Source organism: Vibrio neonatus, from assembly GCF_024346975.1.
In the GTDB taxonomy this organism is placed as follows: Bacteria; Pseudomonadota; Gammaproteobacteria; order Enterobacterales; family Vibrionaceae; genus Vibrio; species Vibrio neonatus.
This window is the reverse complement of record NZ_AP024885.1, coordinates 826236-850285: the sequence shown is the minus strand read 5'-3', so window position 1 is coordinate 850285 and position 24050 is coordinate 826236. Positions and strand designations below refer to the sequence as shown.

Here is a 24050-nt window from a genome sequence, read left to right as displayed (position 1 = left end):
ATTTAAGTACAGACTGTAATCACTTAGTAATTAAATACTCTTCCAAAGAAAAACCCCAAAGGCTAATTTAGCATTTGGGGTTTTATTTATTGGTTCACTGTCTATCTATATTGTTACTCTAAGACAAGAACACCTAAGTTAATACTGTCTTCGAGCACCAGTGACGTTTCATACTGGCCTTTCGGATGAGAGACCTTAATTGTGTACGGTTCAGGGCTTTCAGTTAAGTCATCAAACTTAAAGTCACCGAAGTAATCGGTATTGAGATCGGCAATCTTGTTACCGTTTTGGCTTAGACTCACAATCGCAGACTCTACACAATCAGACACTCCATCAACGGTCATAATGACCGAACCTGCGATGTGCTGCTTATTAAAGCGATGTAGGTTTTTATACCAAATTCGAGGACGCGTGCCGTGCTCTGGATGAAGCACTTGCAAGTTATCACGCTTGGCGGTTTCTTCCATTTCTTGGTCACTGGTTTTCACTGACTGCAATGCGCCTGTTGCACAAGACTGCACGCAACGTGGCTCTTTCCAGCCGTTATCTAGCAAGTGTGCATCAAAGAACCATTTTTGCGGTAGCGACAACTCTTCGTTCCACCAAATGTGCCCGTAAGGACAGGTTTTCACTAAGCGCTCTTGCCCTTTCGCTTTAATAGGATCGATGATCACAATCCCGTCATCACGTTGATAAATCTCACCATTTTTCGCAGCTTTCACACATGGCGCATCTTTACACTGGTTACACATTGTCGGTAGGTAAGCAACATCAACTAATGAACCGCTACCTCTTTCTCTGCGTTTAATATCAATCCAGCGATGTCCGTGACGAGGCTGCTCTTCAGTGTAACCAGGGAAACTGTTGCCGCAATATTCATCTTTGTCGGCCATGAAACAGTTGTTACAGTTTTCGCAGCGCTCTACGTCTACGATCAGGTTCCAAGTTTGGATTACTTGTTGATTTTCCATAATTACTCTCCCTCCCATACACGGATATTCACTAAGCAAGAGTTACATGCAGTTGAGTGTGACTTTTTAATAATTGGACGGCTTGGGGTTAATGTATTTACCGAGCCGCCACGATCTGGTGAGCGTCCTGGTTCGCCAATTGGCTCATAGAGCGCCGAAGACTCATAAGAGTGCACCGTGCCCGCAGGTACGCGACTGGTAATATGAGCGGCACATAACACAGAACCACGATCATTAAATACTTCAACGATTTGGTTATGCTTAATACCACGGCTCTTCGCATCAGCGTCATTGAGACGAATGATCCAATAGAAGTACCCATCAATCTCAACGCGGTGATCATGGATATCATTGATATAAGAATCCTTGCCATCCATCATGGTATGGAAGCTGTATCGGCTATGTGGAGAAATCATCTGCAATGGATATTTCTCGTACAACTCACCCGAGTGTGGCCCTTCCCAAGACGGAATATACTTGGTCATGATTGGACGCTCAGGATCATCCGGAGCAAAGCGTTTTAAGCTGTTACAGACAAATTCAATCTTGCCACTTTGCGTTTGTAGCCCCTCTTTAAAGCCTTCTTTATATTCAGAAGGAAGCGGGTTCATCTCTGGCACATCTTTCTTACGCCCTTCGTAATACCAACGCCATGACACAGGGTCTCGGTGCTCTTCTTTCGGTGGAGGAACCACGTAGTAACCGCGTTTTAAGAATTGCTTCCAAGAGATCTTGCTTGGTAAATCCGTACCATTAAATAGACGGCGTACCCACTCAAGCTCTGAAGTACCTTCACTGTAGTAAGCCCCTAGGCCTAGCTTAGAAGCAATCATGCGGAAGATTTCGTAGTCAGATTTAGACTCACCTAACGGCTCAATACACTTATGCTGAATAGTCACAACGCGGTGGTTTACCTGCGTATAACAGTGATGGATATAACCGCCACAGTTTGCAAACTCACCAATATCCCAACGCTCAAAGTTAGTACAAGCCGGCAGAATCACGTCCGCAAATTTCGCTTCACCTTCTAACCAAATAGATTGGTTGACGACCGTTTCTAGATTCGGGCTACGATACATGTGCGCGTAGCGGTTTGAATCGTTCATGGTGCCAAAGTGAGAGCCACCGTATTTGTAGTACATCTTAATCGGAGCATGCCCTGGAGCTGGGTATTTAAACTCAAAGAACTGCCCTTCAATCGACTTAGTATCCGTTGGATAACCTGTTGTTTTACCCTCTAAGATCGCCTCTGGGATCTTCAGTCTTGGCACCACTTGTTTAACCGTATTCATGGTCATCACTTGTGGCATACGCTGATACATGTTCACGCCAACGCCTGTGCCTTCATAGTCACCGGACAAACCGCCTTCTGAGTAACCAGGGAAGAAGAAGCGCGTATCCACTGGCGTACCTTGTTGCAAACAACCCATGTTTACACCCGGCTTACCAATGCCTTGCATCGCCATCAAGCACACCATAGAACGTGCCCACTCAGCGCCCGTTGCACTGCGACATGCAGAGCCAAAGCCTTGAATACCACCAGCAGCTAGATAAACGCGTTTTGAACCCCATTTTCTTGCGAGTGCACGTACATCATGTGCTGGAATTCCCGTTTCATCTTCCTGCCATTCTGGCGTTTTCGGAATGCCATCTTCGTTACCCAACACGTACTCTTGCCACTCGGCAAAGCCTTCGGTTTTATCAGCGACAAAGTCTTTATCGTATAGACCTTCTTTCATCCATACATAAGCAATCGCAAGCGCCATGGCATTACTAGTAGAAGGCTTAGTGCCAAACCACTTACCGCCAAGCAATGCTGCAGTATGGTTGTAGAATGGGTCAATATGCACAAACTCAATACCGAGCTGTTTTGCCCACAAGCGACGCTGCGTACCTTCCATAGCGCCGTATACGCCACTGGTCGATTCAGGATCTGCTGACCAAAATACGATCATATCCGTATGTTGCAGTGCATCTTCTACCGTTGAATAGGTATCTGGCGCGCCAAGACGAATTGAATTTCCCCAGTGGTGCATTGCACCCCAATAGAAGCCTTCCCAACTGTCTGGGTTATGCGCTACATAAGAAGTACCGATAGTATTGAAGAAGCGTGGACGAGCCGATAGCCAGTAGCCTAAGTTACCCCAAGTATGGTGCGAGCCAGAACCGTTCATAATCGCACCCGGTCCAAATTCTTTTTTCACGCGCACAATTTCTTTTGCCACTATGTCGGTAGCTTCTTCCCAACTAATGCGTTCGTAGCCTGAAATGCCACGGTTTTGCGGGTTACGCTCACCATCTGGATCAAAGTCGACACGCTTCATTGGATACAAAATACGATCTTTTGAATAGATGGTAGATTTGATGCCTTGCGTGTGCGGGCTTACCGTCACCTTGTTGGTTGGCGTAAACTCTTGACCACGAGCTTTGATTGTCCATGGCTTAGCATCATCCTCAGCCAAATCAATTGGCGTAATACGAATGATTTTATCGTCTTTTACAAAAACAAAAACTGGACCACCATTGGTATTGTTTACATAACGCATCGTGCCATCTGGCATTGGCGTACCGTATTTCACTTGGTTGTCCATAATAGCGCCAAGAATATCGGTGAAATGCACCACTACGGTGTCATCTTTCTTGCCACAAATATCAACTTTAAATAGTTTTGCTAGATCAATCACATCTTGATAATCGCGCCACGGCACCATCATCTTCATCGCATCTTCTGCTGATTCAAATGTCATGACCACATCACAATTAATATCTTTTTTTGATTGTGATCTTACTTTACCATTATTAAATTTAAAAACTCGCCCAACATCTGACGTTCGAATACAAATACACGCCGTAAAATCTTTTTGAGAAACAAGGGCTTTAAACTTTCGGTCTTTTTTAGTTAATACATTTATTGTATGGGTTAAACCAAATAAAATTACTTTTAATTGTTTATCTGCTGCGATATTAGGAATCTTCATCCAATTACTCCACTAACAACTTTAATAGTTATTTCCATACTGCAAAATGCAAGCCAACATTTTTAATTATTAATTAGTGGATCTCTATCACCATAAGTCAAAACTAAATAATGATCTTAATCAGTTTTTCACTCAGCGTCTTCGATATAAAATAGGAAATATCACAGCGTTATGAAATATCATAACGATATTTCCTATTTATAAGAACAACAAGTGAAGCAGACTCTATGGATAAAGACAGTTTTTACAAACAAGCGGTAGAAGCCCTAACTGGAAGCCTCAGCTTGCATCATGGCCTACAAAACTGCCTTAAATTTATGACCGAAGTCATCCCCGGTGATGTGTTGTCTGTGCATCTTTGGGATGAAAACTTATGCTCACTAAGAATCATCGCCTCTGCAGATATGACCAGCAGTCGCGCTTGCAACATTATTATCCCTATAGAAGAAGACTTTCGCTATATACCGCGCTGGGAGCAGACCAATGATGTAAAAGCGGTCAATGATTATCAAGACGACCCGATTAGCGCCAAAGTTCAAGAGCATCTCAAGTCCATTTATGGCAATCATACCTACTCACATATGATCTCAAGAATAAAGATTGGTGATGAACGCATTTGTGACATTGCCCTATTGGCAAGAGGGGAAAACCGCTTTACCTCCCTACATACCGAACTGTTTTCGTCTTTAAATTCTCCGTTTGGTATTGCGGTCTCAAATAGCATTAAGCATCTAGAAATTAAACAGATGCATGAAAACCTACTTAAAGAAAACCAAGATCTAAAGCATAAGATAGCCGGTATTCATCGTATCGATGTCATTGGTAGCGATAGTGGCTTAAAGCAAACCATGCAGCAGGTTGAAGCCATTGCGCTCACCGATGCACCAGTGCTTATTCTTGGGGAAACAGGGGTAGGCAAAGACGTTATTGCTAATGAAATTCAAGCTCTATCCACCCGTAAAGATGAGCCATTTATTCGAGTAAACTGCGGCGCCATCCCTGAAAGCCTGATAGACAGTGAACTATTTGGTCATGAAAAAGGCGCCTTTACTGGGGCGATTGAGCGTCAGATAGGTCGCTTTGAACGAGCCAACAAAGGCACTCTCTTCTTAGATGAAATTGGTGAACTCTCTAAACAAGCTCAAGTGAGGCTACTGCGCGTCTTGCAAAATGGAGAGATGGAACGCATTGGCAGTAACTCAACCATTAAGGTCGATGTGCGTATTATTGCCGCGACCAATCGCTCTTTAGATAAGATGGTGGAGAACAACACCTTCCGCGCCGATTTATACTATCGCTTGTGTCTATTCCCAATCACTGTGCCACCACTGAGACAGCGCTTAGAAGACATCCCTCTATTTGCTAATCATTTTATCTCGCAGTGCTGTAATAAGTTACACATTCCACAGCCGGAAATTGCACTGGGTGAGATTGCTAACCTGCAAAGCTACCACTGGCCGGGCAATGTGCGCGAGCTTGCCAATATCATCGAACGGTCTGTCATCAGCTGTCAGGGCGCAGAACTGACTTTTTGTACCACTGAGCCTGCAGCAACCCCGTACCTTTTGTCTGCACAGCAAGATCCAGAGACCATGTTCTATACCTTAGATGAAATCAATAAGAGCCATATAGAGAAGGTGCTTCTGTTTACCAAAGGAAAGATACAAGGTGCAAACGGCGCTGCTGAAATATTAGACATCAATCCACATACGCTGAGAAGCCGCATCAAAAAACTAGGAATTCAAGTTCATACGCTTCATTGATGGGAATACTTGTACCATATGTCGTAAAGTGATAATTAAGCACTTCACACTTATTCTCTATATTTATTAAATAACATAGATTTAGCTCATATATTTTTAATTTAAAAAATACTATTTAGTGACCTAGTCGATATTATTCATCGCATTGATATATCTGATAATGAAAATAATATTTCTTTTATGAAATCTCGATTCTTATTCATGCAAAATAATTAATATGAATAGTGATGCGGTTCGATTTTTTATATTGATATTTATCTCATTATAAATACTGAATTTACGGATAATATCAATAAGAGGTCTTAAATATGAACTCAGTTTTAATAATGGTACTTCTTTATAATCTCGTCGTTATTGGCGGGATTGGGTGGTACTTAAATCAACAAGATAAAGCATCGGGGCGTGTCACCGACATGGCACGTGGTGGTGCTGATGCAAATATCGCAATGTTTTCTGTTACGCTCGCCATTACCTACTTAGGTTCGGCGCACGTATATGGACTGATGGAAATGTCCTACGGAATGGGTGCGGTAGCACTTTGGTTCTGTTTCGCCCACACCATATTAATGTGTGTTATTTGTATGGGTACTGGACGCTGGGTTCGTCGTTTAGGATGTTCAACCATTCCTGAGCTACAAGGCAACTTATTTGGCAAGCAAATGCGTAACCTAACTGCATGTATTAGTGCAATGGTGGTATTTGGTCTAGTTTCTCTTGAAACTCAAGCGATTGGTATTGCACTGTCTGCGACCAGTGGTTGGTCACTTCCTTTCTCAATCATTGTTGGTGCATTCCTTGGTTTAGCCTATGTCACTATGGGTGGCATTAAGCAAACCATGTGGGTAAACCTTGTCAACGCTGTGGTAATGTATAGCTCGATTATTATTGCGGCTGTTTACTTAGGCTTCGTTCTACCTGAAGGTTGGGATGGTGTTCGCCAATTCTATATCGACAATGGTCAAGAATTTAAACTGAGCATTTTCGGTACGCCAGACCTACTATTTGGTTTTGGTATTGCCACTGTTTTCTCCGTAGTATTCTCTCAATCTGTTAACCAGCAAGGTATGGCCGCGGCCATGTCTGCAAAAGACGAATCTGTTATCCGTCGTTCAATCTGGATTGCTGCTCCTATCAACGGCATCTTTGGTGTATTCCCTGTACTCGTTGGTCTAGCGGCATTTACTATCCCTGAATTTGCTGAGCTTGGTCCTAAACTTGCGGGCGCAACCTTAGTGGTGAAACTTCTACCAACATGGTTAGTCGTCATGCTACAAGCCGGTTTTGTGGGTGCACTACTGTCTACTTACGCAATGACCGTATTGGCTCCTGCGACTATCTTCACCAAAGACATCATTCAGGCAAACCGCAAAACGCCAATGACGCCTATCGAAGAGAAGAGAACCATTCAGCGCCTTATCATTGCGTTCGGCTCTGTTGCTGCAGTACTGACCTTCTTTAACCAACCGGCTATCGTACCGGCTATCAACTGGCTATTTGCATGGTTGGCTCCGTTATTCTTCGTCACAGTTGCAGGACTATTCTGGAAACGAAACACCAATGTGGCCGTTACTGTATTGCTCGTATCTTGGGCGTGCAACATGATTTGGACTATCCGTCCGCTTAAACATGCCATCATCGAAGTACTGCCAATGACGGCACGCCTAGAAAATGCCCATATTACGGCATCGGTTGCCTTTATCTTAACCATTGTATTGCTAATGTTTGCTGGCGAATCTAAACCGGCAAAATTTCGCTCAAAGAATATGAAACAGGCAAGCTCCCACTAGAAGGAATCGCAGATGAATCTTGCATTTGAAATTTTTTTACAGGCACTAACGATGATTTTTTCGATAACTATTATCTCTGTGGTTATCGCTAAATTAATAGGTATTTACTCAGACGAGGACAAAAAATGAATCAGACCGACGTATGGATAATTGGTGTAATTGTGGCTGGGTTTATTTTCTATGGATGCACTGTGTACTTCGGTAGAGGAAACTAGAAATCTCACGCCATCCTAGCAAAGGGACATAAAGTCCTAACTGCGAGTCACTTCTAAACAAAAATGCACACCTTATAGAGGGTGTGCATTTCTTTTTTCAGCTTACTTTTTCAGTTTTCTTTTCGGTAGAATAAGCGTGTTTTAACGCAATATCTCATAACCCAAGCGTTACTGTTGATCTTGCTTTAACAACTCAAGTTGCTGCTGATAGATCTTTTTTAAATCAGCATCATGGCACTCAACATCAATCACTAGCTCATCAATACCAGAGGCGCTTAAACGTTGAGATTGAGCAATATCATACTCACGAGCAATCTCTTGCTCATAAAGCTTCCAATGTTCCAGCAAACCTTGTTGATAGGTTTTTCCCGGCCAAGCCGCTGCCATAAACGGCTTAAAGGCTACAGCGCCACCAGCGTGAGTTAAAAAGCGCCACATGGTTAAATTGGGGTTGCTTGATAGTCTGGCAATCACATCGGGAATATTGGCATAAGCTCGCTCAACAACGCTTTGAATGTGCGGGCTGTATTCCTCACCATCCTGTGCACCATTATCTGGGTGATGGATATAATCGAGCATGATTTGACATAACTGCGGACATCTCAGCATATAGGCCATAAAGTGACACAAATAATGATAAATAAACGATTTATCTGCGACATCAACCTCTATGTACTCTTCTAATCCTTTGCCATAAATATCAACATAATCGTGCATCTGATCGATGATTGCTCGCCAGATCTGCACTTTGCTACCAAAGTAGTGACGGATCAAACTGTGGGTTACCCCCGCTCGCTCACTGATGTCACGTACTGAGACTTGATTGTATCCCTTCTCACAAAATAAAAACGCCGCGCTACTAAGAATCATCAGCTTTGTTTTTTCAGCTTCTTCTGCGCTTCTTCGACCTTGTTTTCTCTGCACCACAATCCTCTGCGTACTTTGTTGCCTAGCATTAAGGTACTAAATAATAACAAGAATACATAACTCTTTTTATTTACTGCACAAATGTAAAATATATTGATTTAATTTATTCATCGCACTTATACTACACACACGTGCAATATAAGGTATATGACATGAAGCTATTTCCCTTAATTATCAGCCTCTTGCTAGGTATTTCTTTAGTCGGTTGTGACCTATCTCACTCCGACGAAGTTGTTCCTAGCAGTATTAAACCGATTAAAACAACCCAACTGCAATTGCAGCATATCGACCCCTCCTATCAATTTTTAGGTGAGATTGTTCCAGTAAAGAACTCACCCATCTCTTTTCGTGTTGGGGGCGAAATACAATCAATATCAGTCGAAATGGGGCAAAAAGTGTCGAAAGGACAACTGTTGGCCTCATTAGATGATGCAGACTTAAAATTGGCCGTAAAATCGGCAACCACAGAATTTGTACTGGCAAAAAGTGAGTATCAACGTGCTAAGCAACTGCAGGCGAAAAAACTGATCAGTAAAGATGCGTTAGACCAAGCTTATACCCAATACAAGACCACCGAAGCGGCGTTAGAGCAGGCTAAAACTGACCTTTCTTATGGCAAAATCTATGCGCCTTTTTCTGGTGTGGTCTCCATGCGTCATAGCAATGCCCACCAAGTGGTTGCGCCTTTGCAACCTATCGTCAATATCATAGACAACAGCAGTTACAACGTATCGGTGTCGGTACCGGTTTTGGTCGCACATCGCCTTATGGGAAGACAACCTAAATTGCAATTTGTCAGTGATACTTTGCCTGACCATCCCTTCCCTGCGCAGATCATCGAAATATCCAGCCAACCCGATTTAGACACCAATAGCTATTTGGTGAAGGTGGCATTTAATTCAACAATCCCACTCATGCCAGGACACAGCGGTCAATTGCAGGTGTTTATCCAAAGTGATCAATCTGCGCCAAATCCTATTCAAAGCAGTGCATGGATTGATATGGCAGAAGTGAATCATATGCAAAAAGGCCATGTTTGGATCTATGACCCAAGCAGTTCAAAGGTGCATCGACGATTGGTGTCGGTCAATCTTGATACTGGCATGGTATTTGGCGTGAAATCAGGGGAAATACTGGTAGAAAGCGGCGTGCAAACATTAGTAGAAAACCAAATTGTACGCCCATGGATCAGAGAACGAGGCATTTGATGAAACGCACCTTAACTACCCCCTTAGTCGCGATAATATGTACGCTATTAAGCGGCTGTTTTAGCGAACAAACAGCGCTAACACCCCCTACATTGCACCTTAAAACCTTTGAGGTAAAACAGCAGATCACCCTTGGCAACCGTGAATTCAATGGTGTAAGTGTGCCCGCAGATATTACGCCACTTGCCTTTGTTAATGCCGGTGAAATGACTCACTTATCCGTCAAATCGGGTGACACTGTCGTTAAAGGTCAAGTGCTTGCTACTCTTGACGACACCCGTATTAATCAGCAATTAAAGCAAGCGAAAGTGACGCTAGATCTTGCCAATAAACAACGCGCCCGAGCGCAACAACTAAAAGCCAAGAAAATGATCTCTCGCGCTGAATTTGATGCGATTAACGGCAAACAACAGTTGGCGGATATTCAGTATCAATCACTGCAACGTCGTTTATCACAAACTCGATTGCTTGCTCCTTTTGACGCAACCATCGCCACCGTGGAAAAAGAAGTCGCAGAAAATGTCACCGCAGCAGAGCCAATATTAACCCTGTATCGACACGACCGCGTGCAAGTGGATATCAATGTCACCGAAGAAATGCTGCTCAGCTTACGGCCTAAACTCGGCACTCAGGTGCAAATCCAGTTTGAAAGTTTGCCACAACCTGTCAACGGTCGCTTGTTGCTATGGTCGGCTGAGCCTACCGCTAATCACGGTAATTATCTGATGCGCTTTGAGGTAAACCAACCCCCTACCCAAGTATTGCCGGGCACCGCCGCGCAAGTCGTTATGACAACCAATAAAGCCTCGCAGATACTCGCGTATCTTATTCCGGCCAACACACTGGTGGCGGGCAACAATCCAAGTGAATTTAGCGTGTGGCTGTATAAAAACCAACAATTGACCCAACAAGACGTCACAGTAAATTCCATTACAAAAGATGGCGCCGTGATCAGCAAAGGCTTACAGCAAGGCGATTTGCTCATCACCAACCAACTATCTAAGTTAACTCATCACCGTCCATTTACCCTTGTGGGCAAGGTATCTCAATAATGAACATCGCACACTACTCTATAAAAAACAGCGTCATCAGCTGGATGTTTATCCTGATCTTACTCATCGGTGGCATCATCACCTTTAACGATCTTGGTCGCTTAGAAGACCCAGAATTTACCATCAAAGATGCCATGGTGGTTGCCACCTACCCGGGCGCTACTCCTCACGAAGTGGAAGAAGAGTTAGCCTACCCTTTAGAAAAAGCCATTCGCCAGTTGCCGTATGTGGATCACATTACTTCGACCACAACCGCAGGTAAAACCCAAATTCTGGTGCGCATGAAATCTATCTATGCTTCGGATCAATTAGCGCAAATATGGGATGAAATGCGCCGCAAAATCAACGATCTGAAACCAAGCTTGCCACAAGGGGTACAAGGGATTTCAGTGCTCGATGATTTTGGTGATGTGTACGGCATGTCGCTTGCCTTAACGGGCAAAGCCTACAGTTATCCTGAATTAAAACGCTACGCTGATTATCTGTCGCGGGAGCTAGAATTAATTGATGGCGTTGGCAAAGTCTTGATCACAGGCGACCAGCCAGAGCAAATCTATATCGAAATGTCCACCGAACGACTGGCAGCGTTAAACCTTGACTCTAATACTGTAGTTGGGCTCATTAACCAACAAAACTCTGTGCAAAATGCAGGGCAAGTGATGGTATCTGGCGATAATCTGCGCCTGCGCCCTACTGGCAATATGTCTTCCATTGAAAGCTTAGAAAACCTTATTATTCACGGCCGAGATACCGGCAAGCTTATCCGCCTTAAAGACATTGCCACCGTCAAACAAGGCATTTCAGAGCAGCCGCAGAACCTAGTGCTATTTAACGGACAACCTGCTTTAAACATCGGCATTTCGTTTGCATCAGGCGTGAATGTTGTCGATATAGGTCAGACGATTTCACAGCGAATCCAACAGCTAGACAATGAAACTCCAGTAGGTATGAAGCTGAATGTCTTTTATGACCAGTCTCATGAAGTGGCTCACTCAGTAAATAGCTTTCTGGTCAGTCTCGCGCAAGCAATTGGTATTGTTATCGTCGTATTGCTGTTTGCCATGGGACTGCGCAGCGGACTGATTATCGGCTTAGTGCTACTACTAACAGTGTTTGGCACCTTTATTTTGATGGACTATCAAAATATCGAACTGCACCGCATCTCCCTTGGCGCCTTGGTCATTGCCCTTGGCATGTTAGTGGATAATGCCATCGTGGTGGTGGAAGGTATTCAAGTTGGCATGAAACGCGGGCTGTCGAAAGCGCAAGCGGCTATGGCAATTGTCAAACAAACCCAATGGCCACTATTGGGCGCCACCGTGATTGCCATTACTGCGTTTGCACCTATTGGCTTATCGCAAGATGCCACAGGTGAATTCATGGCATCGCTATTTTGGGTGTTGTGTTTTTCGCTGTTTTTAAGCTGGGTGACGGCATTGACCTTAACCCCGTTTTTAGCTGAGCGCTTTTTGGGAGACATCGAGCCAACCAAGGACAACGATGACTTGTACCAAGGCGTCATATTTACCCTATTTAAACGCGCTCTGATGTTTGTCCTTCATTATAAAAAGCTATCTTTGGTGACACTTCTACTATTGCTGGTAAGCGCCGTCATTGGCTTTGGCTCAGTCAAACAACAGTTTTTCCCTGCTTCAAATACACCGATTTTTTATGTCAATGCGTGGCTTCCGCAAGGTGCGGATATTCGACAAACCACGAAAATAACCAAGCAAATCAATGAATTTATTCAACAAAATGACAAAGTCGATTATGTTGCAACAACGATAGGGCAAGGTTGGCAGCGTTACTCTCTGACCTATCAGCCTGAGATGTCTTACCCTTCTTATGCGCAACTTTTAGTGCGAGCGCATGATTTGGATAGCATGTTCGCACTATTAGACAATCTAAATAACGCGCTTCCCCAGCAATTTCCGCAAGTAGATTTTAGGTTGCAAGTGGTGGAATTTGGTCCTTCTCCTGCGTCAAAAATTGAAGCGCGTATCACAGGGCCTGACATGCAAGTACTACGTCATATATCTAATGATATTGAACGTATTATTGCCAGCGATCCTGGCGCACGCAATGTGCGCAATAACCTGCGCGAAAAGAGTAAGATTTTAGTGCCTGCGTTTAATGAATCGAAAGCGCGTCGCCTTGGAATCTCTAAACAAGATTTGTCACAAACTCTGGAAATGGCGTTTGGCGGTGTGCCGATTGGCGTCCTTCGAGATGGCACCAAACAGCTACCGATCATTTCTCGTCTGCCTAAAGTGGAGCGAGAAGATATTCAAACATTGAAACGCTTACAGATTTGGAGCCCTGTGCTACAAAGCTATGTACCGATTGAGCAAGTTGTGGATGGTTTGAGTCTAGATTGGGAAGATTCCATCATTATGCGCCGTGACAGAAAACGGGAAATTTCAGTCTTAGCCGACCATGATATTCTCAGCAGTGAAACGCCAGCTGTGCTGTTTAATCGTATCCGACCGCTTGTCGAGGCGTATCATCTTCCTGCAGGATATCAGCTAAATTGGGGGGGTGAATATGAGTCCGAGCAGCAGGCGCAACAAGCACTTGGCGCGGCAATGCCTCTGGGTTATCTGCTGATGTTCGTGATTACGGTATTTTTGTTCAATTCCCTACGCAAGCCTTTAGTGATTTGGTTTACCGTACCATTGTCCATAATTGGGGTCAGTTTTGGCTTGCTAGCAACGGGTTTACCATTTAGTTTCACCGCTCTATTAGGTCTGCTTAGTTTAAGTGGGATGGTCATTAAAAATGGTATCGTATTGATGGATCAAATTAATACCGACCTAGGCAGTGGTAAGCCCCCATATGTGGCGCTTATCGACAGCGCGCTAAGCCGTGTTAAACCTGTGAGTATGGCAGCATTGACCACTATCTTAGGCTTAATACCATTAGTCGCAGATCCGTTTTTTGGTTCTATGGCAGTGACCATAATGGCAGGCCTTGGCTTTGCGACAGTTTTGACTTTGGTGGTTGTGCCTTTGCTGTACGCGACTTTCTACCGGGTTAATAAAACGAGCGTATAACACACTGATATCAAAGGTAACTCCAAAAAATAAGGCCTATTCAATTTTAAATGAATAGGCCTTTCTAGTTGAGCTGTTTTCTATTTTCAACAGCGCAGTAACCGATACTCTTTTACTGCTAAGTAATTACTTAGCGTCTTTTGCGTGGGCTTCTAAAAATGACATCACCAGTTTTCGCTGCTCAGGATCAAGCCCTGCGCGTGGGAACATACTTTGAGTAATACTGTGCCATTGTGCTTTGGTGTACTGCTTAGGATCTTTTGCTGAGTGACACATAGTGCAGCGCTCATAAAATAGCGCTTCACCGGCGCTGTGCACACTCGGCTTAGCCGCTTTTTGTGTGTCCGCACTATTGGCTTTTGCACGGGCTGAAATAGGCGCGGCAGTTACGGTATGTCCCTGCTTATTGGTTTCTACAACTGGTGGCTCAAAAGCGCGATTATCAGATTCAGGATCATGGCAAGGCTTCATGTAGGCTAAACAAGTATTGGCGATCGTCGCCTGACTAAGACCGCTACACGCTTTGCTGGAGGTCAGTACGTTAATTGCGCCGCCGTTACAACGTCCCTTTTGGTCAAATTGTAACCACGCCCCTTCTTCTAAACTGATCACGCCCGGCATGATTTGATCAGACACTTTCGCGCCCGCAATCACATGTCCACGTTCGTTATAAATCTCAACTAAACCACCTGCTTTAATGCCTCTCTTATCGGCATCTTGCTGATTAATGAGAACATATTGACGGTCCTGAACATTTTCAATGTTTCGAATATCAGCATTTGCTAACTGCGAGTGCACTCGCATATAAGGGTGCGGGCTAACCACATGCACTTGCTCAGAATCGGCGTTACCTAAGTACTCACTAGGCGTCATAAAGCTTGGCATTGGCGGGCAATCACTAACATTAAAATCGGCGATATCTTGACAATAAAGTTCTATTTTCCCTGAGCGAGTATGTAGTGGGTTGTTTTCTGGATCATTGTAAAAATCACCATGTCTCACCCACTGCTTAGCTTTTTCAGGAACAGGCATAGGCGCAACGCCTAATCGCCAAAAGTCATCAAACGGCATGGTAGCCGATGAGGCTTGGTAGCCTTTTTTCACTATATCGTCAGCGCTGGAATCTTGAGTAAACTGCTTTTCGACACCGAAGATGGCGGATAATCTGCGGAAAATCTCAAAGTCATCAAGACTTTCTCCATAAGGTTCTATCACTTGACGCATCGCATATACTTTATCTGCGCTGTAAGTGCCGCCAGAGGTCACATCATTGCGTTCTAATGTACTAGTTGCCGGCAAAACAATATCAGCGAAGCGTGACGATGCGCACCACCAAGGGTCTTGGCAGACAAAGGTTTCCACTTTTTCGTTGAGTGCTTTAAGAAACTCATTAGTGTTTTGCTGATGAGACACCACATTATTACCGGCGTTATAAATCATTTTCACGTCAGGATAAGTGTATTCGAGTCCATCTCGGGTAAAGGATTTACCCGGGTTATTCAACATCTCTGAGATGCGCGAAGCAGGACAGATCGATTTCACTGGGTTTCGACCTTGTGACAGGCCAATCGGCGCCGTTTTACCCGATTGTGGCATGCCGCCATTGCCATAGTGCCAACTAAAGCCAACCCCTTCACCCGGCTTACCAATTTTGCCAATCATGGCGGCAAAGTTGATGATAGCCCAATGCACCATTTCGCCATGATCAGCACGTTGTAGCGACCAAGAAGCGGCAAATTGGGTGCGGGTAGTGACAAAGCGAATCGCCAGAGATTTGATCTCATCGGCGCTAATGCCGGTGATTTTTTCAGCCCACTCCGGTGATTTCACTACACCATCGTCTTTACCTTGTAGGTGGTCGATGTATTTGTCCGAGCCAACGGTATAACGCTCAAGATATTTAGCATCGTGCATGCCTTGGCTATACACGTATTGCGCCATGGCTAAAAATAGCGCGGTATCTGTGTTGGGCACAATTTTAACCCACTCAGCATCGAGCTCAACATCGGTATGGGTACGTTGCGGGTTAATTGAAATGAATTTAACCCCCGCTTGCACAAACTCTTTCCAATGCGGATACATTTGATGGTCAGCAACGCGAGCTTCAATACGATTGTTCTTCCAAGGGTCGCAACCAATCAGCACAAAGGTTTGTGTATATTCTTTTATAACAGGCCACGCAGTTTGCGGAGAGTACACTTCCATATCGCCAATCACGTGCGGCAAAATAATTTGCGACGCGCCACCAGAGTAATCACCGGTAGTTGCACTTTGACCGCCAATAAGGTTAAAAAAGCGACCTTGCAATACATGCGGTTTCATCAACCCCGGATGCGCCCATCCGCCGTAAGAGCTGCTAAATATGGCTTCGTTACCGTGTTGCTCAACCGTGTGGTTTATTGCATTAGCTACTAAAGATAGCGCCGTCTCCCAACTCACTTGCACAAACGATTCTTTACCGCGTAAATGAGGCTTAGTATCTCCGGTAGGATCAGCAAGATAAGAAGCGCGCACCATAGGATATTGCACTCGAGTATCATCGTATAGACGGCTCAAGATACCTTTGGTCAGCATCTCCGTAGGCATAGCATCCAACTCAGAAATTGGCTGAATACCAATCACAACCCCATCTTTGACGATCGCATTAAAAGGCCCAAAGTGACTGGCATGAGGGATAATTTGAGTATCCTTATCAAACACTTTATCGATAGAAAAAAGAGTAAGACCGCTACCAGCGACAATTGCCGTAGCCAGAGAGCCTTTGAGGAAGTTGCGTCTTGAAATCGTCATAGCATCGCTTACCAAAAGAAGAAATGCGCCTGATAATAATCAGCCAAACGCATATAGTCATCCCCTTAAATGAGAATGACTCACAAACTTAGTTACACAAAATAGTAACTTGCGGGGTCAGGTCTTGAAATTTGCATCACCCTTAACTTCCCCCTCTTTAGCCACATATAAAAACGACCAAAATACAAGCACTTACTCAATAGTGAATAGTTATGTACATATCTATAGAAAATATAGACATTGCAATAGCCTTAACTCAAGTTTTAAATACCGCTTTTCAATTTGAAATTCCAATTCTGCAACATCAGATTGCACTACAATGACCGTTATAGGCTAATACCCCGCAAAGCCCTGAAAATACAAAGCCCCTGCAAATTTCAAGACCTGACCCCATGAATAGATATGCAAATTTCAAGACCTGACCCCGTTGTATCTATTTAATCTGCACTATATAGTGCAAAGTTCGACATATTTTCTTACAAATTAATACTCATCGGCATAGTAGTAATAGATAAATGAATAGAAACTGGAATAGTATGGGCTACAAAGGAACTGTAGTGTCTTTGTTGTGTTCGCTAGCAATAGTGGGATGCGGCCCGAAAGATGAAGAATATAAAGAAGTCGCTAAAGATATTAATCAGGTAACAACATCTGATATTAGCAGCTTAAATGACACTAAGTTTATATATAGCCATACCGTAACTCAACTACCGTCTTTTCTAAATAATTCGGTTGCTTACGATATTCGTCGTCACGCATCGGTAAAAATTAACTTAGTCTCAGACGGTATAGAAGTGCGAGAACTTCCTCGCGATATTTATACGAGTGACAATCAAAGTAATATTACTAATTGGCCGATGGTGCTGTTTATACCGGGCACTTATATTGACTATAAATGTCAGGAAGACAGCTACGATAAATGTATCAACAAAGAAACGGTTAATTCCGATGCTGATGTATCGTGGGATAAAAAACGTTACTTCATTCCAGATCTAGCCAATGTTGAGCAATTCTCTGATGGCAATGAAGGTATCGGCCAGCAGTTTAACAACTGTATGCAGCAACAAGGTGGCGCGACCTTAGTGCACGATGGTAGCTGGAATGGTTCTGAGATTGACCTAAAAAATGGCATCATCAACTTTGAGTTGCAAAAACGCTATACACTAAACAACAGCAACTCTTGTCAGGTTGTTTATCGCAATATTGCCGGTAGTGAATTCGGTGCAGGTACTAGCTCCAATAGCTTCTCTACCCATGAGTTTTACTCGATTGTTGCTAAAGATAATTTGAGTAAAGAAGAGTACTCCCCTGTTCCATATAGCCATGAAGACTTTGCTCGATTTGGCTTTTTTGATAGTGAAACAGATAACTTAGCTTATATTTCTGTTCGAGATAGAACCAAAGTGCAAAATGGTCATCGTTACCATGACTATCTATACCGCTGGAATCCAAATAGAAAAAACATCACCTATTATTTAGACAATAATTACTATCTTCCAGAGAACAAACCGTATTTAGATTCTGCTAAGAATACGATTAAAGCCATTAATATTGAGCTTCAAGAAGCGAAAACTGGCGTCCCAACCATTGTTCTTAAAAAGCAAGGTGATAAAAGATTTGGCGACTTACGCTACAGCTACATCACTCTAGATAACTTCGCTGATAACTTTAATTACAGCGGGCTAACAGAGTCTATTACCGATACCCAAACCGGTGAAATCGTAGCAAGTCATATTGTTATGAACCTGCCAATGTCTCGCGAGACAGGTACGGAAGGTCGCTATGACACTATTCGTGATACGTTTAAATATTTAGACGGCAAACTCAATGCTGATGAAATCAGCGCAAAACTCACTAGCGGTGATATGAGTGCGACCGATACTAGCACCTCACAATCTACGGCAACTGATACCATGTATAGCGCTTCCAATGATGATGAAACGCTATCTGATGCCGAGCGCTCAAACCTTGCTAAATCAACCCAGTACTACAATGCCCTTCATGGCTTAGAAACGTTTGGCGCGAAGAAAATGGTAGGTGAAGGTACTTACGATATCGACAGCGGCGTCAATGCAGCTACATCGATGAATGTACCACCAGTACCGAAAGCACCTGTAGTGACAGGCGATCAGTTACCTCCATACATCCAAACGTTCTGGACTGAAAACCTATCTCCAATTTATGGGCCAGACTCAACGATTTGGGATGACCCTGATCTATGGACCGGTGAACCAAGACATTCAGACATGCTGAGTTTCTCTGAGTTATCGCCAAAAAATCAATTGCTTATGCAAGAAATTACCGGCAATGGGTTCTACTCAGCTATTTTAACTCACGAACTGGGGCACTCATTCGGTCTTCGTCATAACTTCCGTTCAAGTGTGGATATTGCGCATCACTTCACTAAGAACTCGCCATTCTACAAAAAAGTACAGCCTAAAATTGATAAAGCGTTAGGTGTTATTAGTGATAAATCCATGCAAATTATTACCCGTTATAGTTCAGTAATGGAGTACATGGCGGATTCGAGCTTCTATAACAATATTTATGGCGCTTACGATTTAGCAGCACTGCGTTTTGGTTATGCGCGTGAAATACAACCTAAGATGTCAGATGACACTATCTTTGATACAGATGGACCTTGGGTTAGTGTGAAGACACGAGATAACAGCATTCTAAGTTCATGGAAAAAAGAACAAGCGACAGCACCAACGTTAGGCAATGGTATTATCTCTACTATTGAAAAAGCTTATAAGATGGACAGCGTTCGCTATCAGTTCTGTAGTGATTCTGATATTGAAACTGATTTCTACTGTAATAAATCAGACGTTGCGCTTGAGTCTTCGGCAATGAATCTTGGTGGCGCGAATACATTCAAAAGTATCAGTCGCCAATTGTTAGATGGTGTTTATGTCGCTTTCTACAGTCAAAGTATCGGCGGTAACGGTCTATCCGACCTCTCTGCTCTCGGTAAAATCTTTGATAACGGCGACTACTACACCTCGACTAGCGCCTTAGTTAAAATTCGTCATAACATTGCACGCGCAGCCAACTCAGCCGGTATTTATGATGCGGATGACTATTTAAATGATCAAACTTGCCCATATAACTTTAGATCTCAACCATCACCTTACTCAGTTACAGGGCTAGAGCAATGTACCTCATTGAGATTTAGCCTAGATTCGGTGTTGTTGTATTCTTTGTCGGCGCTGAACGTCAATGATATTGATGCTCGCGTAAGAATATATCAGAAACCAAAACCGGGGATTAGCGTAAATCTATCCACTCCTGTTTACGCCACTGATGTCAATTTAAATGATTTGTATAACGCAGTAACGGACTTACATATCCCTTATGATGGTGGCAAGTCACCAATGTCGCTATCAAATGATCTGCATAAGAACTTTACAGATGAACAACACCAAGCGTTGTTATTTAAAGTATTGGTAGAAAATAATCCAGCAGTTATCAATGCATTTAGCATGTCTCAACCTGTACCTATTGAAGCCGATAACTATAGAATTGAAGTCACTCCATCGCCAACAGCCTCGGTAGTGACACCACTTAATGGCATCAATTTACCGAACGATATTCACCCTCAAGACGGAAACCTATATAAGAAAATTCCGCCACAATGGCCGACTAAACTTGAGTTAATGCAAGATCTATTGCGTACCTCTGATCTTGATTCAATGGACCACTTCTCTAACCTAGCGATGGTGGATTACGATCATAAAATGGGACGTACTATTGAGATGTTCTTGTGTAACTCGGTAATGCACACCGATTATGCACAATTCCACTCAAGTACAGCAAAAGAACCTCTGTCTTACTCGACTGCGATACCTACAGAGGCGGCATTAAACAACACTTGTGTACAAGATATTATTCAACATAGTGACGTTACTGATGAAGGTGCAATTGTAGCAGGCCAGCCATACGCTCCGTATATTGCATCTCCGGCGCCAGGTTTCTACTATGAGAACTACATCAAGCAATATCTAACCTATAACTTACTCAATGGCAAAGGCAACGATCCTGCCAATAAATACATTGAGCCTGTCACTAAATCAGAATCGAATAAGCACTTATATAGACACTTTGGTTTGTCGTACTCTAGCGCGTCAGAAGAAGGAATGACTTCAAGAACTAATTACCTGAAAGCATTACTAAAACAAGTGGTTTTAGCCACTGAAGATGGTGTGCAAGGTTCTTATGGCCACAGCGAAAGCTGGCGCGAATATGTGTCACTACATAAAGATTCAGCTCTGTTCCAAGGTAGCCCTATTTACACTTACGATACGGTTAAGCAAGAGTACACAGTAGACCAAAGTTGGATGACATCTAACGAAGTTTACAACCCAGATACTGGTAAAAGTGTCTACATTGGTCCTAAAAATGCCTTAGCTCAAAAACTAAGAAAAAGGATCCAAAATACTGTTGTGAAACTATGGCAATTGAATAAAGCGAGTCATACCCCAAGCTTGGTTCCGATTCCAGATACTCATATGAGTGAAAACCTTAAACTGCAACTAGAACGCGATAAGCAAGTGCTGTTTAACATTCTGCCAGAACTTGACTAAGGGAATAGACTAATGAAAAAGAACACTTTTATTGTATGCCTAGCAGGTCTTGGTTTACTTTCCGGTTGTGGCGGTGAAAGCTCTGGCACAAGCGCTGTACAGCAAACCGCGCACAATAAACAGCTATTTGAAGCTGTGCCGCAAGAGGCACAGTTTCAAATAAAAGCTCTGCAACCTAACTCGAATAATGTTGTTTACACTGATGCAGGTCGTTTAGTCCGCTTTGAAAACAGCGGTCATACGCTCTCTTTAGTCGATACTAAAGGCGTAAAAAACGGCGCTATTCGCCAAGATGATGACGCGTTGCTGTACATACCGCAAACTGCGGCAGGAGAAATGAAATCCAGTGATAAATTAGTCTACAAAGAAGACGATGTAGAGAAAACCATCACTATCCAAATCAATAGCGATCCTTTGTATCCAGAGCAGTGGCACCTGCACAACTTAGGGCAAACTAGCTATACCGACTATGATCTTGCTGCCGATGGCCAGACAGACGTTCATATGAGTAATGCAGTTGCTTCTGGCTATCTTGGTAAAGGCGTCACTGTCGCGGTGGTCGATCATGGCGCGCAATTGAGTCACCCTGACTTAAATGTGGGTGAGGGTTCGATGAACCTAGCCGATGGCAGTAGTTATATCCCTATCAAAAGTGGTCACGGGACATCTGTAGCCGGCATCATCGCTGAAAAAGGATGGAACAATATTGGCGGACGCGGGGTTGCCCCAGAAGCAAAAATTATCAGCTTCAACTATCTTGATGTGAATGGTAGCGTTTTAGATTTTGCTCGCAGTCATGGCTTTTCTAAAATAACACCCACCACTCCAAACGGCATGCCAATCATTGATGAGTCAACGCTAGATGGGCTCGCTCGTGTATACAATGAAAGTTGGGCTACCTTGAGTTTTTGTGGGAAAGAAAACGACCCTTGGTGTGCTATCGACAACATTCGCTCAGAGATAAGCCGCAAAGGAGCAACGCTAGGTTTTGATGGTAAAGGCATTATTTACATCAAAGGTTCGGCCAACAATGAGCAAGGCTACACTTGGATAGACTCTAAGTACTATGAACCTATTGATAAAAAGCCAATAGAGTTCTTTGGATTCGATCCTCAAGCTGAACCAACAGTGGTCAACCACGGCCTTCCATTTAGAGGGGCAATGATGAGTATTTATCAAAACTCACCATACCTAACAATTGTGGGGTCGGTAACAGCACAAGGTAAACAAGCCAGTTATTCAGGCTCTGGCGCGAATATGTTTGTCTCGGGCCTTGGCGGAGAAAAACCTTACGGTCGCATCATTACTACAGACATTGTTGGCTGTAATGAGTTCACTGGTTTTTCAAACTTAAATGTATTTAATACCTTCGTTGAAGCATTCGACCAAGGCCAAACCGCTGACAACCAACATTGTGATTACAACGCCTCAATGGACGGAACCTCAGCTGCCACTCCGGTAGTATCGGGCGCGGTCGCAGATATGCTTTCTGTAAATGATTCGCTGTCATGGCGTGATGTACGAGACATACTGGCGCGCACTGCACAAAAGGTAGATCCTCAAGATAAAGCGGTAACACTGCCATTAAAAGACGGTGACTTAATTGCGCAATATGCTTGGGTGACTAACGGCGCAGGGCTTAACTTCAACAATAAATATGGTTTTGGACTGGTCGATATCGACAAAGCTATCACGCTGGCAAAAACCTATAATGCCGACACGCTAGGTCGATACATTAAGTTCCCTAAAGTCGAGTCTAAAAAAATAGATAAAGGCATTCCTGAAGCTAGCGCAAAAGGGATAAAGGATGAATTGGCTGTTGATAATTCAGGCATCATTGAAACGGTTTCACTGCATGTGAATATTGATCATGAACGCCTTAACGATTTACAAGTTGAGTTGATTTCCCCAAGTGGTACTCATGCTATCGCGCTAAACCCATACAATGGTATTCCATTGGTTGATACCAACCCAGCCAACAGAATAAACAGCCTTGATTTCACTTTTGCTATCAACACCTTCTGGGGTGAAGATATGCAGGGTAAATGGACGCTAAGAGTCTTTGATGCCAACGATCAAGGCTACTCCCAAAACGTCAGTGCCAGCGCTATTGACTATACAAACGCTAAGAAAATCACAGTGCCAAACAATGCGGTACCTGGCGTTATTCATAGTTGGTCTATTCAAGTAAATGGTCATGCGAAAAAAACCGCTGAACATAAAGGAGCTTAAGATGAAGTTGAATTTAACATGGCTGGCCGTTGCTTTGCTTTTAGCAGGTCCTGCACACGCAGCCTACGAAATCCAAACTGCAAAAGGCTTTGAGCAAACTTCACATATCTATACTGGCGATACTATCCGTGAAGTTGGCAGCATCAATAGCTTCCAAACCAGCGGCGAAATCATCGTTAGCGTAGAAAGTGCTCATGCTTCTGAACTGTTCGATACCGTCAAACAACTTGATGTTCAACTGGTTCTGTCCATTGACCGCAGTTCAGACACAAAAATGGTGGTTATAAACGCCGGCGACAAAGACTTACTAGACGTGCAGCAAACCCTGCAAACCCTACCGGGCGTCACCCAAGTAAGCCTGTCCGCCAAACAACAAAACCGCGCCCAATAACCCACACTTGCGGGGTCAGGTCTTGAAATTTGCACGTTAAGTCATAACTCGGCTTTCGTAAATTGCACCTTACCCTCGCATCTAGTGATTGATTGGCATA

At 43.6% G+C, this 24050-nt stretch carries 12 protein-coding genes; 8 read left to right on the top strand and 4 right to left on the bottom strand.

What is annotated here, in order from left to right:
* Positions 1-113: 113 nt before the first annotated feature.
* Both OCU38_RS03985 and OCU38_RS03980 read right to left on the bottom strand, forming a co-directional pair.
* On the bottom strand, positions 114-971 hold the full coding sequence (locus OCU38_RS03985; RefSeq protein ID WP_023402824.1) for a 4Fe-4S dicluster domain-containing protein: 858 nt from the start codon (positions 969-971) through the stop codon (positions 114-116).
* Between the two features lie 2 nt (positions 972-973).
* A complete protein-coding gene (locus OCU38_RS03980; RefSeq protein ID WP_152821745.1) occupies positions 974-3949 on the bottom strand; it encodes a molybdopterin-dependent oxidoreductase in 2976 nt (991 codons plus the stop codon).
* A gap of 227 nt (positions 3950-4176) precedes the next feature.
* Between OCU38_RS03980 and OCU38_RS03975 the strand changes: the two genes are divergently transcribed.
* Both OCU38_RS03975 and OCU38_RS03970 read left to right on the top strand, forming a co-directional pair.
* Positions 4177-5712: a sigma-54 interaction domain-containing protein gene (locus tag OCU38_RS03975; protein ID WP_261823833.1), complete on the top strand. Its 1536-nt coding sequence runs from the start codon at positions 4177-4179 to the stop codon at positions 5710-5712.
* 308 nt (positions 5713-6020) lie between these two features.
* Complete coding sequence (locus tag OCU38_RS03970; protein ID WP_261823832.1) at positions 6021-7499, top strand: sodium:solute symporter family protein; 1479 nt, start codon at positions 6021-6023, stop codon at positions 7497-7499.
* A 383-nt stretch (positions 7500-7882) separates the two neighbouring features.
* Here the strand turns inward: OCU38_RS03970 and OCU38_RS03965 are convergent, their stop codons facing one another.
* Complete coding sequence (locus OCU38_RS03965; protein WP_261823831.1) at positions 7883-8638, bottom strand: TetR/AcrR family transcriptional regulator; 756 nt, start codon at positions 8636-8638, stop codon at positions 7883-7885.
* Between the two features lie 155 nt (positions 8639-8793).
* Between OCU38_RS03965 and OCU38_RS03960 the strand changes: the two genes are divergently transcribed.
* From OCU38_RS03960 to OCU38_RS03950, 3 genes are read left to right on the top strand one after another with little or no spacing between them, the layout of a single operon-like run.
* Positions 8794-9849, top strand: a complete 1056-nt coding sequence (locus OCU38_RS03960) for an efflux RND transporter periplasmic adaptor subunit (RefSeq protein WP_261823830.1) — start codon at positions 8794-8796, stop codon at positions 9847-9849.
* Positions 9849-10901 (top strand): efflux RND transporter periplasmic adaptor subunit, encoded by a 1053-nt coding sequence (locus tag OCU38_RS03955; RefSeq protein WP_261823829.1) that lies wholly within the window; start codon positions 9849-9851, stop codon positions 10899-10901. The genes OCU38_RS03960 and OCU38_RS03955 overlap by 1 nt, the downstream gene beginning before the upstream one ends.
* Positions 10901-13954 carry an efflux RND transporter permease subunit gene (locus OCU38_RS03950; RefSeq protein ID WP_261823828.1) on the top strand — a complete coding sequence of 1018 codons (3054 nt, stop codon included), beginning with the start codon at positions 10901-10903 and terminating at the stop codon, positions 13952-13954. The genes OCU38_RS03955 and OCU38_RS03950 overlap by 1 nt, the downstream gene beginning before the upstream one ends.
* Positions 13955-14080: 126 nt before the next feature.
* Here OCU38_RS03950 and OCU38_RS03945 read toward each other — a convergent pair whose 3' ends face one another.
* On the bottom strand, positions 14081-16744 hold the full coding sequence (locus OCU38_RS03945; RefSeq protein ID WP_261823827.1) for a molybdopterin-dependent oxidoreductase: 2664 nt from the start codon (positions 16742-16744) through the stop codon (positions 14081-14083).
* A gap of 515 nt (positions 16745-17259) precedes the next feature.
* Here OCU38_RS03945 and OCU38_RS03940 point away from each other — a divergent pair.
* From OCU38_RS03940 to OCU38_RS03930, 3 genes are read left to right on the top strand one after another with little or no spacing between them, the layout of a single operon-like run.
* Positions 17260-21327 (top strand): zinc metalloprotease, encoded by a 4068-nt coding sequence (locus tag OCU38_RS03940; RefSeq protein WP_261823826.1) that lies wholly within the window; start codon positions 17260-17262, stop codon positions 21325-21327.
* Positions 21328-21339: 12 nt separating this feature from the next.
* Positions 21340-23559 (top strand): S8 family serine peptidase, encoded by a 2220-nt coding sequence (locus OCU38_RS03935; RefSeq protein ID WP_261823825.1) that lies wholly within the window; start codon positions 21340-21342, stop codon positions 23557-23559.
* Position 23560: 1 nt separating this feature from the next.
* On the top strand, positions 23561-23950 hold the full coding sequence (locus tag OCU38_RS03930) for a hypothetical protein (RefSeq protein ID WP_261823824.1): 390 nt from the start codon (positions 23561-23563) through the stop codon (positions 23948-23950).
* Positions 23951-24050 lie beyond the last annotated feature (100 nt).

Bases quoted from the DNA above. Each gene is read 5' to 3' on its own strand.
- OCU38_RS03955 (WP_261823829.1), top strand. From the start codon at position 9,849: ATGAAACGCACCTTAACTACCCCCTTAGTCGCGATAATATGTACGCTA.
- OCU38_RS03980 (WP_152821745.1), bottom strand. From the start codon at position 3,949: ATGAAGATTCCTAATATCGCAGCAGATAAACAATTAAAAGTAATTTTA.
- OCU38_RS03960 (WP_261823830.1), top strand. From the start codon at position 8,794: ATGAAGCTATTTCCCTTAATTATCAGCCTCTTGCTAGGTATTTCTTTA.
- OCU38_RS03940 (WP_261823826.1), top strand. From the start codon at position 17,260: ATGAATAGAAACTGGAATAGTATGGGCTACAAAGGAACTGTAGTGTCT.
- OCU38_RS03950 (WP_261823828.1), top strand. From the start codon at position 10,901: ATGAACATCGCACACTACTCTATAAAAAACAGCGTCATCAGCTGGATG.
- OCU38_RS03935 (WP_261823825.1), top strand. From the start codon at position 21,340: ATGAAAAAGAACACTTTTATTGTATGCCTAGCAGGTCTTGGTTTACTT.
- OCU38_RS03970 (WP_261823832.1), top strand. From the start codon at position 6,021: ATGAACTCAGTTTTAATAATGGTACTTCTTTATAATCTCGTCGTTATT.
- OCU38_RS03945 (WP_261823827.1), bottom strand. From the start codon at position 16,744: ATGACGATTTCAAGACGCAACTTCCTCAAAGGCTCTCTGGCTACGGCA.
- OCU38_RS03985 (WP_023402824.1), bottom strand. From the start codon at position 971: ATGGAAAATCAACAAGTAATCCAAACTTGGAACCTGATCGTAGACGTA.
- OCU38_RS03975 (WP_261823833.1), top strand. From the start codon at position 4,177: ATGGATAAAGACAGTTTTTACAAACAAGCGGTAGAAGCCCTAACTGGA.
- OCU38_RS03930 (WP_261823824.1), top strand. From the start codon at position 23,561: ATGAAGTTGAATTTAACATGGCTGGCCGTTGCTTTGCTTTTAGCAGGT.